This is a genomic window from Pseudomonas sp. MS646 (genome assembly GCF_036693845.1).
Classification (GTDB): Bacteria; Pseudomonadota; Gammaproteobacteria; order Pseudomonadales; family Pseudomonadaceae; genus Aquipseudomonas; species Aquipseudomonas chlororaphis_E.
The window spans coordinates 3,727,351-3,740,795 of sequence record NZ_CP144763.1 but is presented as its reverse complement, the minus strand read 5'-3'; the positions used below and the strand labels follow the sequence as shown (position 1 = coordinate 3,740,795).

The following is a 13,445-nucleotide window of genomic DNA, read 5'->3' as shown; positions in this document are numbered from 1 at the left end:
ACGGGCAGGCTGCTCAGCAGCCTGCCCGTGGCTTTTCGGGGGGCGCGTGTTTCAAGCGACCTTTTCAGCCGCCTGGCGTTCGCGCTCGGCGATCAATTGGCGGGTCAGCGGGATCAGGCGCTTGCCATAGTCGATGGCGTCTTCGAGCGGGTCGAAGCCGCGAATCAGGAAGGTGGTGATGCCCAGGTCGTAGTAATCGAGCAGGGCTTCGGCCACCTGTTCGGCGGTGCCCACCAGGGCGGTCGAATTGCCTTGCGCGCCGAGCAGGCCGGCGATGCCGGTCCACAGCCGCTTGTCCAGGCGCGAGCCCTGGGCTGCCGCTGCCAGCAGGCGTCGCGAGCCTTCATTGGGTGGCTCGCGACGCACGAACCCATTGCGCTCGGCCAGTGCGCCTGCCTCTTGCAGAATGCGTTCGGCGCGTGCCCAGGCCTGGTCCTCGGTGTCCGCCAGAATTGGCCGCAACGACAGGCTGAAACGAATGCTGCGACCATGCCGGGCCGCTTCGGCGCGCACTTGGTTCACCACCTCGCGCACCTGTTCGTAGGTTTCGCCCCACAGCGCATATACATCCGCGTGCTTGCCGGCCACGGCAATGGCGGCCGCCGATGAGCCGCCGAAGTACAACGGGATATGCGGCTGCTGTGGCGACTTCACGTCGGAATGCGCGCCCTCGACCTGGTAGTACGTGCCTTGGTAATCGAAGGGCGTCTCGCGGGTCCATTCCTGGCGCAGCACATCAAGGTACTCGTCGGTGCGCGCATAACGCTCGTCCTTGCCGATATGGCTGCCGTCAGCACGCAATTCGCGATCATCGCCGCCGGTAATGATGTGCACGGCGGTGCGTCCGCCGTTGAACACATCCAGGGTAGTGAACTGGCGCGCTGCCAAGGTGGGCGCGGCGAACCCTGGGCGATGGGCGATGAGGAACTTCAGTCGCGTCGTCACGCTGGCGGCATGGGACGCGATCAGCGTGCTGTCCGGGCTGTTGGAGTGGAACGCGATAAGAGCCCGGTCGAAACCGGCCTCCTCGTGGGCGCGGGCCACTTTCTCCACATACGCGGGCTGCAGCACGGGGCCGCTGCGCGGGTGGATTTCCGAGGCGTGGTGGCCGCCGATGAAGCCGATGAATTCAATACTCATGGTGGGGGTCCTTTCAATGAATGGGGTGTTTGAAGCCTCCACCGGGCAAGGGGTCGGTCCGTGACAAAAAGGTAGTCGCAGCCGGGAAGTGCTGTGAAATGCCGATTTGTTCTATGTTAATTATAAAAAATATTGATCAATATTTAGCTTGTGTATCAGTTCTATGCATTTTGTGGGTGGATGTCCGTGCGCCGCGAACGGCGCGGCCTGTGGGTTTTTATTATGCAAAATATTTATCTAACGGCTTGAGTGGCTGATTTCTAATCATATTAGGTTATTCCCAAAAAGAATTTCACTGACATTTTTTATGCGAATAGCATGAATCCAAAGTGGATGCATGGCGCGATTGACCATGTCGATGGAGGAGGGAAGCCTATGGGCGACAAGACATTAGAGACACAGGGCGCCAGCGCGTTTTCCGTCAAGGGGTTGCACCCGTCAGGGAAGGGTGTCGCGGGGTGGCTGCCGGTGGGCTTGCGCCGCTGGCGTACACCCGAAGCGTTGTTGCGGTTGGTCAGCCCGATTGTGTTGCTGCTGCTTTGGGAGCTGGCGTCGCGCTGGGGCCTGATTCCACCGCGAATCATCGCCGCCCCCTCGCAGATCGGCGGCACGCTGTGGAGCATGATCGCCTCGGGCGAGTTGGGCAGGCACTTGTGGGTCTCGCTGCAACGGGCCCTCATGGGGCTGAGCATCGGTGTGTCGATCGGCGTGGTCGCGGCGCTGATCAGCGGCCTGTCCAAGCGCGGCGAAGTGGTCCTCGATTCGCCGATGCAGATGCTGCGCACCATTCCTTCGCTGGCCATGGTGCCGCTGTTCATTCTCTGGTTCGGCATCGGCGAGTTCACCAAGATCGCCCTGATCGTCATCGGCACGACGTTTCCGGTGTACCTGAACCTGTTTGCCGGCATCCGCAACATCGACCCCAAGTTGATCGAGGCCGCCAATACCCTGGGCCTGAATCGTCGCGAGCTGATCTGGCACGTGATCCTGCCGGGTTCCTTGCCCTCGTTTTTCGTCGGCCTGCGCTACTCCCTGGGCATCTCCTGGCTGGCCCTGGTGTTTGTCGAGCAGATCAACACCACCGCCGGCATCGGTTTTCTGGCCAGTGATGCGCGGGACTTCATGCGCACCGACGTGATTGTCATCTGCCTGCTGATCTACAGCGTGCTGGGTCTGCTGATCGATGGGCTGATCCGCACCCTCGAACGCTTCGCTTTGGCCTGGCGCCCATCTTTTGTGAGGAACTGACATGACGACCATCACGGTAGAAAAAACGCAGCCGCAAGTGCCGGTGCAATTGCGCAATGTGGTGCGCCAGTTCGGCCAGCAGCGGGTCATCGACGGCCTGGACCTGGACATCGCTCCGGGGGAGTTCGTCGCGCTGCTCGGCGCCAGCGGTTCCGGCAAGACCACCTTGCTGCGCAGCCTGGCTGGGCTCGACAGCATCGACAGCGGTCAACTGCGGGTACCGAAGGCGCGGGCCGCGGTGTTTCAGGAGCCGCGACTGATGCCGTGGAAGCGCGCCTGGAAGAACGTGATTCTCGGTCTGCACGCCCCGGATTCGAAGGCGCGTGCGGTGCAGGCCTTGACGGAAGTCGGCCTGGCCCATCGCCTGGAGGCCTATCCGGCGACGCTCTCCGGCGGTGAAGCGCAAAGGGTGGCACTGGCACGCGGGTTGGTCCGCGAACCCCAGTTGCTGTTGTTGGACGAACCGTTCGCGGCCCTCGACGCCCTGACCCGGATTCGCATGCATCGGCTGATCATCGAGTTGTGGCGCAAGCACAAGCCGGCGGTGTTGCTGGTAACCCACGATGTGGACGAAGCCATCCTGCTGGCCGACCGGGTCATCGTCTTGGCCAACGGCAAGATCGCCGAGCAACTGTCGATCGACCTGCCGCGGGCACGCGACACCGGCCAGGCCGGGTTCCAGGACATTCGTGCGCGCCTGCTGGGCTTGCTGGGTGTCGAAGTGGACACCGTGGCCGTGGCGGAGCGTCCTCTGAGCCAGGGTACGGTCCGGCGGTTTGCCCATGGTTGATGCAGCGTTCCATTCATTGATCCCGGAGTGTTCTGTCATGGCGATTCGTGCCCGCCGATCGGCGATGGCGTTGCTGTCTGGCGTTGCGTTACTGCTCGGCGGTTGCGGTGACGCCGTCGAGACCCGATCCATATCCGCCGCACCGACGGACCTGTCCGGCGTGACCCTGATGCTGGGCGATCAAGCCAAGGGCTTGCGCACCGTGGTCGAGGCGGCGAATGCCCTGGAGGGCATCGACTATAAGGTGCAGTGGGCAAACTTCCAGGGCGCCGCGCCCTTGTTCGAAGCCCTGCGCGCCGGTGCCGTCGATCTGGCTCCGGCCGGTGATACACCGGTGCTCGCCGCCGCGACCGGAGGCACGCCACTGCGGATCGTCGCGGTCCCGCGCAGTCAGTCGAGGGGCATCGCCATCCTGGTTCCAGCTGATTCGGATATTCGCACCGTTGCCGATCTGAAAGGCCGGAACGTCTTGGTGTCATCGGCCCGTGGCAGCATTGCCCAATACCTGCTGATTCGCGCGCTGGCCAACGCAGGTGTCGATGAGAAGGACGTCAAGGTCGGGTTTGTCCTGCCGACCGATGCCTTGTCCGCCTTCAACGCTGGCCAGATCGAAGCCTGGGCCACCTTCGGCATCTACCAGGCGTTTGCCGAGCAGCAGGGCGCCCGGGTGCTGATCAGCGGCGAGGGCATCAACACCGGCCTGACCTTCATCACCGCCTCCGACGAGGTCCTGGCCGACCCCCGCAAGCGCAAGGCGCTGAGTGACGTATTACAGCGTTTCGCCAAGGCCTTCGACTGGGCCCGGGAACATCCCGACGAGTACGCCCAAGTCTTTGCCAAGGTCAACGACATTCCCCTGGAGGTTTCGCGACGCCTGCGCAGTTGGGGGGATGAAGCGCTGTTGCCGCTCGAACCCCAGGATGTCCAGGCCTTGCAGCAAGTCGATGACCTGTTCGTGGAAAAAAACATCTTCCCTCACCGTGTCGATGTCCAGGCGCTGACGGATGACCAGGTGTTTTCCCTCAAGCCTTTGACCGTGTCGCAGTCGGAGCCGGCGCGTTAGTCCGGGGCCAGGGACGTGTTCGATTTGAATCTTCACAGGAGTCAATGAATGGGCAATGTACAGAGTGCTGCAAGTGCCCTGGAGGTGTTCAGGCGCCCGGCACCCCGCGGCGAGTTGCTAGAGCTTGGCCGGGTCTTGCGCGAACCCTTGGGGTTGTCGCGCCTGCACAGCACGCCCAAGCGAGTCTTGAGTCGTCGCGAAGGGGTCTTGCTGGGCGTGTTTGCGCTGGTGCTGCATGGCGCGGTGATTATCTGGGTCAGGCAGGCGCCCTCGACCGTGCTGCCCGTGGTGCCCCCGCAGATTCCACCGATGACGATCGAGTTCTCGCAGCCGGCCCCCCCGGTGGTGGTGCCGCCACCGCCCGCGCCGTTGCCACCGCCAGTGGTCGAGCCTCCGCCGCCGGTGGAGGATGAGTTGGCTGTGAAGCCACCGCCGCCCAAACCTTTGCCCAAGCCTAAACCGGTGGTCAAGCCGCTGCCCAAACCGGTGGCCAAGCCCGTGGCGCCCACACCGCCACCCGTTGCGCCAGCACCCACGGTCGCCGCCCCCGCGCCGCCGGCTCCCCCGGCACCGACCCCGGTGACCCCGGCATCCGCCAGCGCCGGTTACCTGAAGAATCCGGCGCCGCAGTATCCCTCGCTGGCGATGCGTCGCGGCTGGGAAGGCACGGTGCTGTTGCGCGTGCATGTGCTGGCCAACGGCAAGCCCGGCGAAATCCAGATCCAGAAGAGCAGCGGTCGCGAGCCGCTCGATGCTGCCGCGTTGGCGGCGGTCAAGGGCTGGAGTTTTGTTCCGGCCAAGCAGGGCGATGTGCCCCAGGACGGCTGGGTCAGCGTGCCCATCGATTTCAAGATCAAGTAACCCGAGTTAACCACGTACACCGCGGGCCACCTGGCAAAAGGCGCATCGCTAAAACCGATCCATTGTCTTGTTGGAGAACCCGAGCATGAACCTGATTGCATCCCCCTTCGAATCCACCGAACACGCCGTCATCTGGCTGTTGATCCTTTTTTCCGTCGTGACCTGGGGGCTCGCCCTGTTCAAGGGCGTGCAGTTCACCCGTCTCAAGAGGCAGGATCGAACCTTCCACAAGCGTTTCTGGGCAGCGTCGAGCCTGGACTCCGCCGCCGAGCTTGCCCACAGCCAGCCCGGTGCCGCCGCCCGTGTCGCGTTGGCCGGTTATGCGGCGATCCAGGTCAATGACCCGGCCAATGCCGACCTCAGTCAGTCGATCAACCATCAGGACCGGCTCGAAAGGGCCCTGCGCCAGCAGATCGTGCGAGAGCGGCGCTCGCTGGAATCCGGGCTGGCGATTCTCGCCAGTGTCGGCAGCACCTCGCCCTTCATCGGCCTGTTCGGCACCGTCTGGGGGATCATGTCGGCCTTGAAAGGCATCAGCGCAGCGGGCTCGGCAAGCCTTGAAACCGTCGCCGGCCCGATCGGCGCGGCGCTGGTTGCCACGGGTGTGGGGATCGCCGTCGCGGTGCCGGCGGTGCTGGTCTACAACTACTTGCTGCGTCGCCTGAAGCTGGCCGCCGCCGACCTCGATGATTTCGCCCACGACTTCTACAGCCTGGCGCAAAAACACGCGTTCCGAGTGCTGCTGCACCCGGTGCTGAACAAGTCCGGGGCGACCGTCGCCGGCCAAGCTGTCAAGGAGGCCTCCTGACATGGCCTTCTCCACACAAGACAGCGATGAAGTGCTCAGCGAGATCAACGTCACACCCTTGGTGGACGTCATGCTGGTGCTGCTGGTGGTGTTCATCGTCACCGCGCCGCTGCTGACCAACGCGATCCCGATCAACCTGCCCAAGACCGAGTCGGTGGCGCCGGTGGAGCAGAAAGACCCGCTGGTGGTGAGCATCGATGACAAAGGCAAGGTGTTCATCGACAAGGATGAAATCCAGGCGGATCTGCTCGAAACCAACCTGCAGGCGGCCAAGGCGAAGAACCCCGAGGTGCGCGTGCAATTGCAGGCGGACAACGGGGTGAACTACGGTGAAGTAGCACGGGCGATGGCTTCGATCGAACGGGCGGGGATCACCAAGCTGTCGGTGATTACCGCGAAGTAGGGGCGCGCGCATCTGGCGCTACTTCGTCGCCGCATATCCCGGAGCCTCGATAGGGTCATGGGATAGAACGGCGTCGGGTGTGGTGATGGGGTGGGTCAAGGAATCTTCCTTGACCAAGAAGGCCCGATTGTAACCCGCAGCAGGTGGGCATCCGCTGAGTACGCTCCGCCGCCGCGCGCCACGAGGTAGAGTGCAAGGCATCCCATCAACACGGGAAACTCAATGCCCCGGTCTATCCAGGGCCAGGTCGGCCCGAGCGCGTAACTGATGGCAAGCATCTGAACGGCGATCAGCAGCGCGACCCCGCGGGTGGCCAGACCGATCGCCAGCATGACGGCGCCCACTGTTTCCAGCAGCATGACCAGAACCGCCAACTGTGTGGCGAACGGCAATCCCATCACGTTCTGGATCAGGTTGATCGATGCGGCCATCGGGTCGGCCATCGAGCCGTGGGCCGTGCCCAGGGCCTTGGGCAGTCCGTGGGTGAACAGCACGAGCGCGAAGACAGTTCGCAGCATGGCGTACAGGTACGGTTCCAAGCGCAGGGCCCGGGCGTTGAGGGCGGCCAGGGCGGCGCGTAGCGTTGGGTTTGCAAGGTGCATGGCAGGTCCTTCGCGCGGCGGCGGGTGACAGGGGCTGGCAAGCATCTTTACGGTTTGGGCCCAGGCGATAAACCCTGTGCGATTGCCATGTGTATTCAACAGCGAAGAACAATCGGCCCATGCAGAGACCGGCATGCGTCCCATATACCGATCACGCCTGGCGGTAGGCGCTGGGCGTGATGCCCACTTCTCGACGGAACACCTGGGAGAAATGGCTGGCGCTGGAATAACCCACCTCCAGCCCGATGTCGATGATGCTGCGATCGGTCTCGAGCAGCAGATGGCGGGCACGACTCATCCGCAGCCGGATGAAATACTGCGAAGGCGACAACCCCGTGGCCCGCTTGAACACCCGGCTGAAGTGGTACTCGCTCAAGTCGGCGATCCGGGCCAGGTGTGCAAGGTGGAAGTCATCGGCCAGGCACGCGTTCATCGCCGTGAGGACGCGGCGCAACTTGTAGGCCTGCAACCCATTGTGGCGTCGCTGGCCGCTGTGCGCGGCGCTGTAGCGACGGATCAGGTGCACGGCCAGGGCCTGGGCCAGACCGTGCACGAACAGCGGGCTGGGTTGGCGTTCCTCGATGAGTTCGACGCGCAACTGATCGAGGATGAAGCTCACGCGTTCGTCCCGTGCTCCGGAGAGGTCGGCAAAGCTCACTGGTGCGCAATGCTCGCCCAGCAGGTCACGGGCAGCCTGGTCGATCAGTGGCAGACCGAGGTACAGGTGCATCACCTCGAAGGCGTCACAGTCGATGGTTTGCCAGCGCATCTCGTAGGGTTCGTGGGTGTGGGTGAGGAAGAAGTCGCCAGCCTCGACCTCGGCGGCTTCCCACGCCCCGTCGAGGGCGCGTTCCTCGACCTTGGCCCGGCCGACCAGGACCAGCACCAGCAGCGGCTCTACCACGGCCGGCACCCGTATCGGCTCGACAACGCTGTGATGGCTGAACAACTGCACTACCACGTCCTGCAGTTGCGGGTGCGAAGGCAACGCCTGCGGGGGGGCCGGCAGGTGCTGCGGCATCGATTCGGCCGGGATGCGCGGCGTATCACGGGCGGCCAGGTCATCATGTTCAGGCGGGTGCACGGCAGGCTCCATCGACAAACCCTCAGAGAGGGCGGGCGTCGACAGGGTAACGCAGAAGACGCCGAGCCAGGCATTCACGCCAGCGCAAAACCCCGACAGCGCAGGCAAGCCTGCGAAAGCCCGGCGCGCCCGGTTGCGAGACAGTGAAACCGTCGATCACGACAGCGCCCCACGGGCGCCGAGCCGGCGAATACCTCACCGGCTCGCAACGCAGGAGAACATCATGACGGATATCAAGCACGGTCTACCCCACGAAGTCGAAGGCAAAGTCGCGCTGGTCACCGGCGCCGCCAGCGGCATCGGCAAGGCGATTGCATTGTTGCTGCATGGGCGTGGTGCCAAGGTCGTGGCCGAGGACCGCAACCCCGCCGTCGAAGACCTCGCCCGTCCCGGGCTGGTGCCCCTGGTGGCCGACATCACCGAAGACGGCGCCGCGGAGCGCGCGGTCGGCCTGGCCGTCGAGCAGTTCGGGCGGCTGGACATACTGGTCAACAACGCCGGCATCATCATCAACAAATTGGTCATCGACATGACCCGCGACGATTGGGAGCGCATCCAGGCCGTCAACGCCACTGCGGCGTTCCTGCATTGCCGCGAAGCGGTCAAGGCGATGATGCCCAACCGCGCCGGGGCCATCGTCAACATCGCGTCCTATGCCGCCTATTTTGCCTTTCCCACCATTGCCGCCTACACCGCGTCAAAAGGGGCGTTGGCCCAACTGACCCGCACACTGGCGCTGGAAGTGATCGAGCATGGCATTCGCGTCAATGCCATTGGCGTCGGTGACGTGGTCACCCACATCCTTGATGAAGTGGTCGACGACGGTCCGGGTTTCCTGGCCCGGCACGGCGAAGCCGCCCCCATCGGGCGTGCCGCGCAGCCCGAGGAAATCGCCGAAGTCGTCGCGTTTCTCGCATCCGGCCGCGCGAGTTTCATGGTGGGTTCGGTGGTCATGGTTGACGGGGGAATGACCGTCACTGCGGGTTGATCGCTCCGGTGGACGCCCGGTAATGGTCCCTCGAGGCGGGTCGCGTGCCCTTCAACCCAGGCACTGCGCGCCGGCCTTGGCGACCTGGGCGTCCTGTTCGGCCTTGACCCCGGACACGCCGACGGCGCCGATCACGTGGCCGTCGACAATGATCGGGACGCCGCCCTCCAGTGACGTCAGCAACGGTGCGGACAAAAAGGCCTGGCGTCCACCGTTGACCATCTCTTCATAACCTTTGGATTCGCGCCGGCCGAGGGCCGAGGTGCGGGCCTTTTCAGTGGCGATGTAGGCGCCTATGGGCGCACAGCCATCGAGGCGTTCCAGGGCCAGCGGGTGACCGCCGTCATCGACGATCACGATGGCGACGGCCCACTGATTGCGGTTGGCTTCATCGCGGGCGGCCGAGAGGATCCGGCTGACTTCGTTCTGGCCGAGTATGGCTTTGCTTTTCATGGGCGGCTCCAGGGTGGGTTAAGGCAACGCGGCTTCGACCCACTCGATCCAGTGTCGGACCGGGGTTCGGCCGGCACCGTCGAGATGGGACTGGCAGCCGATGTTGGCGGTGACGATCACGTCGGGGCGCCCGCTTTCCAGGGCATTGAGTTTGTTGTCGCGCAGTTGTCGCGACAGTTCGGGTTGGGTAATCGAATAGGTCCCCGCCGAGCCGCAACACAAGTGGCTGTCGGGGACCTCTGTGAGCTCGAAGCCGAGCTTCGTCAGCACTGCCTCGACGGCGCCGCCCAGCTTTTGCGCGTGCTGCAAGGTGCACGGGCAGTGGAATGCCAGGCGCTGGTCGCTGTGCACGCGCAGGGTTTGCAGTGGTTCTTCGCGCAGCACTTCAACCAGGTCCTTGGCCAGGGCGCTGACAGCCTTCGCCTTTTCGGCGTAGACCGGGTCGTGGCCGAGCAAATGCCCGTAGTCCTTGATGAATGCGCCGCAACCGCTGGCGGTTTGCACGATGGCTTCGGCACCGTTCTCGATGCTCGGCCACCACGCGTCGATGTTGCGCCGGGCACGATCCAGGCCCGCGGCCTGGGCGTCGAGGTGATAGTCCACGGCACCGCAACAACCGGCTTCGCCCACGGTCGTCACACTGATCCCCAGGCGATCCAGGACCCGCGCCGCCGCCGCGTTGGTATTGGGTGACAGACTCGGTTGCACACAGCCTTCGAGCATGAGCACCTGCCGGGCATGGCGGCTGACCGGTCGTGGCTTGGCGGCAGGCACGTGGCGCGGCACCTTGGCGCGCAAGGTGTCGGGCAGCCATGGACGAAACACCCGGCCGCCGCCCACCAGCCCCTTGAACACACCGGGGTTGGGAACGACCGTCCGCAAGCCCTCGCGCAGCAGGCGCTGGCCGAGCGGCCGTGCCACCGCCGCATCGACCACGGCGCGGCCGATGTCCAGCAGGTTGTGGTAGTCGACCCCGGAGGGGCAGGTGGTTTCGCAGTTGCGACACGACAGGCAACGGTCCAGGTGTTGCTGGGTCTTCGCCGTGACCGGGTTGCCTTCGAGTACTTGCTTGATCAGGTAGATGCGCCCCCTCGGCCCATCCAGTTCGTCGCCGAGCAGCTGATAGGTGGGACAGGTGGCATTGCAGAAGCCGCAGTGCACGCACGTGCGCAAGATGCTTTCGGCCTCTTCGGCGCGAGGCAGTTGGCGAGCCGCTTCACTCAAGGTGGTCTGCATGGTTCAAAGCTCCGCGTACAGGCGTGCGGGGTTGAAAATGCCCCGGGGGTCGAGTTGTTGCTTGAGGTTGCGGTGATAACGCAGCAGGGCGCTCGGCAACGGCTGGAACGGACTGTCGACCAGGCCCTGGCTGTAGCAGGTCACGTGGCCGCCGGCGCCTTCGACGATCTGGCGGATGAACGCGGCTTCGGCGCCGGACTTGAGCCAGCGCTGGGCACCGCCCCAGTCGATCAATTGCTTGCCAGGCAAGGGCAGCCACGGCGTGTTGTGGGGTACGGACAGGCGCCACAGCGGATGCTCTTCATTGAAGAAGTCCAGGCGCTGTTCGTTCAGGCTTCGCCAGAATGAACCGTCCAGCCGCTCACCGCCCAAACGGTCGCGGGCGGCTTTGACCGAACCTTCGCCACCTTCAAGGCGCAGGTGCAGCCGCGTTCCGTCATGACAGGCGGCGCTGATCGGCAGCGGTTGTTGGCCCCATTGCGCCAGCCGCTGCAAGGCCTGCTGGCTGTCCATCTCAAGGCTGATGCTCAAGGTTTGCCGAGGTTTGGGCAGCACCTTGAGCGACACTTCGGTGATCACCCCAAGGGTGCCGAAACTGCCCGCCATCAGGCGCGACAGGTCGTAGCCGGCGACGTTCTTCATGACTTCGCCGCCGAAGCGCAACAGCTTGCCCTGGCCGGTGATGACCCGGGTGCCGAGGACGAAATCCCGCACCGAGCCGGCCCAGGGGCGACGCGGTCCGGAGAGCCCGCTGGCAATCATGCCGCCGACCGTGGCGTCGCCGAACGACGGTGGTTCACAAGGCAACATTTGCTGCGCAGCGTCCAGCACCTCGGACAAGACCTGCAAGGGCGTGCCGCAACGAACGGTCACCACCAGTTCCGTCGGGTCATAGCTGACGATGCCCCGGTGCGGGCGAATGTCCAAGAGTTCGCCCGTGACCGGACGTCCCAGGAAGGCCTTGCTGTTGCCGCCCTGGATCCGCAACGCGGTGGCGTTTTCCAGCGCCTGGTTGACCTGTTCGAGCAACGTGTCGCTGGCGTCCCTGTCGAGTGCGCTGTGCATCAGAAACGCTCCAGTTCAGGGAAGGGCAACTGCCCCAGGTGCACGTGCATGGCGCCAAACTCGGCGCAGCGGTGCAGCGTCGGGATGTTCTTGCCAGGGTTGAGCAGGCCGGTGGGGTCGAAGGCGGCCTTGACGGCATGGAACACCGTCAATTCGTCGCTGTTGAACTGCGCGCACATCTGGTTGATTTTCTCGCGGCCCACCCCGTGCTCACCGGTGATGCTGCCGCCGACCTTCACGCACAACTCGAGGATCTTGCCCCCCAGGGCTTCGGCGCGATCGAGCTCGCCCGCCTGGTTGGCATCGAACAGGATCAGCGGGTGCATGTTGCCGTCACCGGCATGGAACACGTTGGCCACCCGCAGGCCGTATTCGGCCGACAGCGCGGCAATCGCCTGCAACACGCCGGGCAGTTCCCGGCGCGGGATCGTCCCGTCCATGCAGTAGTAGTCCGGCGAGAGACGGCCCACGGCCGGAAACGCGTTCTTGCGCCCGGCCCAGAAACGTACGCGTTCGGCCTCGTCGCGGGCCTGGCGCACTTCGGTGGCGCCGGCCTGTTCCAGCACCTGGCGCACGCGGTCGCAGTCCTCGTGGACATCCGCTTCGACACCGTCGAGTTCGCACAACAGGATGGCGTCGGCCTCCACCGGGTAACCGGCGTGGATGAAGTCTTCGGCGGCGCGGATCGCCAGGTTGTCCATCATCTCCAGGCCACCGGGGATGATGCCCGCGGCAATGATGTCCGCCACCGCGCGCCCGGCTTTTTCGACCGAGTCGAACGCCGCCAGCAAGACCTTCGCGGTCTGGGGCTTGGGCAGCAACTTGACCGTGACCTCGGTGATCACCCCGAGCATGCCTTCGGAACCGGTGAACAACGCCAGCAGGTCGAGCCCCGGCGAATCGAGCGCATCACTGCCCAGGGTCAGTCGTTCACCCTCGACGGTGAGGATCTCGACCTTGAGCAGGTTGTGCACGGTCAGGCCGTATTTGAGGCAATGCACGCCACCGGCATTTTCCGCGACGTTGCCGCCGATCGAGCAGGCGATCTGCGAGGACGGGTCCGGCGCGTAGTACAGGCCAAACGGCGCGGCGGCCTGGGAAATCGCCAGGTTGCGCACCCCGGGCTGCACGCGGGCGGTGCGGGCGGCCGGGTCGATGTGCAGGATATGGTTGAAGCGCGCCATGACCAGCAACACGCCTTTTTCCAGCGGCAGGGCGCCGCCCGACAAACCGGTCCCGGCCCCCCGGGCGACGACGGGCACCCGTCTTTCGTGACACAGCGCCAATACGCCCTGGACTTCGTCGGCATGACGGGGCAGCACCACCAGCAGGGGCGTGGTGCGATAGGCCGACAGCCCATCGCATTCGTAAGGCATGAGTTCCTCGCGCTGGTGCAGGATCTCAAGCGCCGGCAAGCGCGCCTGCAAGGCTTGCAGCAGCGCGGCTTTATCCACCTCGGGCAGCACGCCGTCCACGCGTTCATCGTAGAGAATGTTCATAGTCGGCTGACGACACTCGTTGTTGTTATGGGCAGTCAGATTCCGGGGGTAGCTGACTTGCATGATTGGACCGAGGCGATCTACTGTCTATGGCTTGCGAGGGTGGTCGAACCAGTTTTTGCCCGGCCATCTTTTTGTGAAGGATGAAAAGCCATCTAAAAACAATCGGTTGAATGGCATGGACTGCATGCTTGAGATCCCTGGC

The 13,445-nt window shown here is 64.4% G+C and carries 14 protein-coding genes; 7 read left to right on the top strand and 7 right to left on the bottom strand.

What is annotated here, in order from left to right; genetic code table 11:
* Window positions 1-51: 51 nt before the first annotated feature.
* Window positions 52-1,140: an LLM class flavin-dependent oxidoreductase gene (locus V3H56_RS16350; RefSeq protein WP_042728668.1), complete on the bottom strand. Its 1,089-nt coding sequence runs from the start codon at window positions 1,138-1,140 to the stop codon at window positions 52-54.
* Between the two features lie 375 nt (window positions 1,141-1,515).
* Between V3H56_RS16350 and V3H56_RS16345 the strand changes: the two genes are divergently transcribed.
* From V3H56_RS16345 to V3H56_RS16320, 6 genes are all read left to right on the top strand, one after another.
* Window positions 1,516-2,388 (top strand): ABC transporter permease, encoded by an 873-nt coding sequence (locus tag V3H56_RS16345; protein ID WP_047738952.1) that lies wholly within the window; start codon window positions 1,516-1,518, stop codon window positions 2,386-2,388.
* 1 nt (window position 2,389) lies between these two features.
* The gene (locus tag V3H56_RS16340; RefSeq protein WP_042728670.1) at window positions 2,390-3,178 is read left to right on the top strand and encodes an ABC transporter ATP-binding protein; all 789 of its coding nucleotides are present in this window, start codon (window positions 2,390-2,392) and stop codon (window positions 3,176-3,178) included.
* A gap of 37 nt (window positions 3,179-3,215) precedes the next feature.
* Entirely contained in the window at window positions 3,216-4,241 is a 1,026-nt protein-coding gene (locus tag V3H56_RS16335; protein ID WP_338473619.1) for an ABC transporter substrate-binding protein, read from the top strand.
* A gap of 48 nt (window positions 4,242-4,289) precedes the next feature.
* Window positions 4,290-5,102, top strand: coding sequence for an energy transducer TonB (locus tag V3H56_RS16330; RefSeq protein WP_053143773.1), 813 nt, complete (start codon window positions 4,290-4,292; stop codon window positions 5,100-5,102).
* 85 nt (window positions 5,103-5,187) lie between these two features.
* Window positions 5,188-5,910, top strand: a complete 723-nt coding sequence (locus V3H56_RS16325) for a MotA/TolQ/ExbB proton channel family protein (RefSeq protein ID WP_338473618.1) — start codon at window positions 5,188-5,190, stop codon at window positions 5,908-5,910.
* A 1-nt stretch (window position 5,911) separates the two neighbouring features.
* A complete protein-coding gene (locus V3H56_RS16320) occupies window positions 5,912-6,313 on the top strand; it encodes a biopolymer transporter ExbD (RefSeq protein ID WP_042728674.1) in 402 nt (133 codons plus the stop codon).
* 95 nt (window positions 6,314-6,408) lie between these two features.
* Here the strand turns inward: V3H56_RS16320 and V3H56_RS16315 are convergent, their stop codons facing one another.
* Both V3H56_RS16315 and V3H56_RS16310 read right to left on the bottom strand, forming a co-directional pair.
* On the bottom strand, window positions 6,409-6,915 hold the full coding sequence (locus V3H56_RS16315; RefSeq protein WP_047738948.1) for a DoxX family protein: 507 nt from the start codon (window positions 6,913-6,915) through the stop codon (window positions 6,409-6,411).
* Window positions 6,916-7,066: 151 nt separating this feature from the next.
* Entirely contained in the window at window positions 7,067-8,011 is a 945-nt protein-coding gene (locus V3H56_RS16310; RefSeq protein WP_338473617.1) for a helix-turn-helix domain-containing protein, read from the bottom strand.
* A gap of 211 nt (window positions 8,012-8,222) precedes the next feature.
* Here V3H56_RS16310 and V3H56_RS16305 point away from each other — a divergent pair, with 211 nt between their 5' ends.
* Window positions 8,223-8,987, top strand: coding sequence for an SDR family oxidoreductase (locus tag V3H56_RS16305; protein WP_042728677.1), 765 nt, complete (start codon window positions 8,223-8,225; stop codon window positions 8,985-8,987).
* 51 nt (window positions 8,988-9,038) lie between these two features.
* Here V3H56_RS16305 and V3H56_RS16300 read toward each other — a convergent pair whose 3' ends face one another.
* Genes V3H56_RS16300 through glcD form a run of 4 tightly spaced genes read right to left on the bottom strand, consistent with a single transcriptional unit; the run spans window position 9,039 to window position 13,240 of the window.
* Window positions 9,039-9,440 carry a heme-binding protein gene (locus V3H56_RS16300; RefSeq protein ID WP_047738946.1) on the bottom strand — a complete coding sequence of 134 codons (402 nt, stop codon included), beginning with the start codon at window positions 9,438-9,440 and terminating at the stop codon, window positions 9,039-9,041.
* Between the two features lie 18 nt (window positions 9,441-9,458).
* Window positions 9,459-10,676: a glycolate oxidase subunit GlcF gene (glcF, locus tag V3H56_RS16295; protein ID WP_338473616.1), complete on the bottom strand. Its 1,218-nt coding sequence runs from the start codon at window positions 10,674-10,676 to the stop codon at window positions 9,459-9,461.
* 3 nt (window positions 10,677-10,679) lie between these two features.
* Window positions 10,680-11,741 (bottom strand): glycolate oxidase subunit GlcE, encoded by a 1,062-nt coding sequence (glcE, locus tag V3H56_RS16290; RefSeq protein ID WP_338473615.1) that lies wholly within the window; start codon window positions 11,739-11,741, stop codon window positions 10,680-10,682.
* Entirely contained in the window at window positions 11,741-13,240 is a 1,500-nt protein-coding gene (glcD, locus tag V3H56_RS16285) for a glycolate oxidase subunit GlcD (protein ID WP_338473614.1), read from the bottom strand. Before glcD ends, glcE begins: the two co-directional genes overlap by 1 nt.
* Window positions 13,241-13,445 lie beyond the last annotated feature (205 nt).

Bases quoted from the DNA above. Each gene is read 5' to 3' on its own strand.
- V3H56_RS16320 (WP_042728674.1), top strand. From the start codon at position 5,912: ATGGCCTTCTCCACACAAGACAGCGATGAAGTGCTCAGCGAGATCAAC.
- glcD (WP_338473614.1), bottom strand. From the start codon at position 13,240: ATGAACATTCTCTACGATGAACGCGTGGACGGCGTGCTGCCCGAGGTG.
- V3H56_RS16330 (WP_053143773.1), top strand. From the start codon at position 4,290: ATGGGCAATGTACAGAGTGCTGCAAGTGCCCTGGAGGTGTTCAGGCGC.
- V3H56_RS16300 (WP_047738946.1), bottom strand. From the start codon at position 9,440: ATGAAAAGCAAAGCCATACTCGGCCAGAACGAAGTCAGCCGGATCCTC.
- V3H56_RS16335 (WP_338473619.1), top strand. From the start codon at position 3,216: ATGGCGATTCGTGCCCGCCGATCGGCGATGGCGTTGCTGTCTGGCGTT.
- V3H56_RS16345 (WP_047738952.1), top strand. From the start codon at position 1,516: ATGGGCGACAAGACATTAGAGACACAGGGCGCCAGCGCGTTTTCCGTC.
- glcF (WP_338473616.1), bottom strand. From the start codon at position 10,676: ATGCAGACCACCTTGAGTGAAGCGGCTCGCCAACTGCCTCGCGCCGAA.
- V3H56_RS16315 (WP_047738948.1), bottom strand. From the start codon at position 6,915: ATGCACCTTGCAAACCCAACGCTACGCGCCGCCCTGGCCGCCCTCAAC.
- V3H56_RS16310 (WP_338473617.1), bottom strand. From the start codon at position 8,011: ATGGAGCCTGCCGTGCACCCGCCTGAACATGATGACCTGGCCGCCCGT.
- V3H56_RS16340 (WP_042728670.1), top strand. From the start codon at position 2,390: ATGACGACCATCACGGTAGAAAAAACGCAGCCGCAAGTGCCGGTGCAA.
- V3H56_RS16305 (WP_042728677.1), top strand. From the start codon at position 8,223: ATGACGGATATCAAGCACGGTCTACCCCACGAAGTCGAAGGCAAAGTC.
- V3H56_RS16350 (WP_042728668.1), bottom strand. From the start codon at position 1,140: ATGAGTATTGAATTCATCGGCTTCATCGGCGGCCACCACGCCTCGGAA.
- glcE (WP_338473615.1), bottom strand. From the start codon at position 11,741: ATGCACAGCGCACTCGACAGGGACGCCAGCGACACGTTGCTCGAACAG.
- V3H56_RS16325 (WP_338473618.1), top strand. From the start codon at position 5,188: ATGAACCTGATTGCATCCCCCTTCGAATCCACCGAACACGCCGTCATC.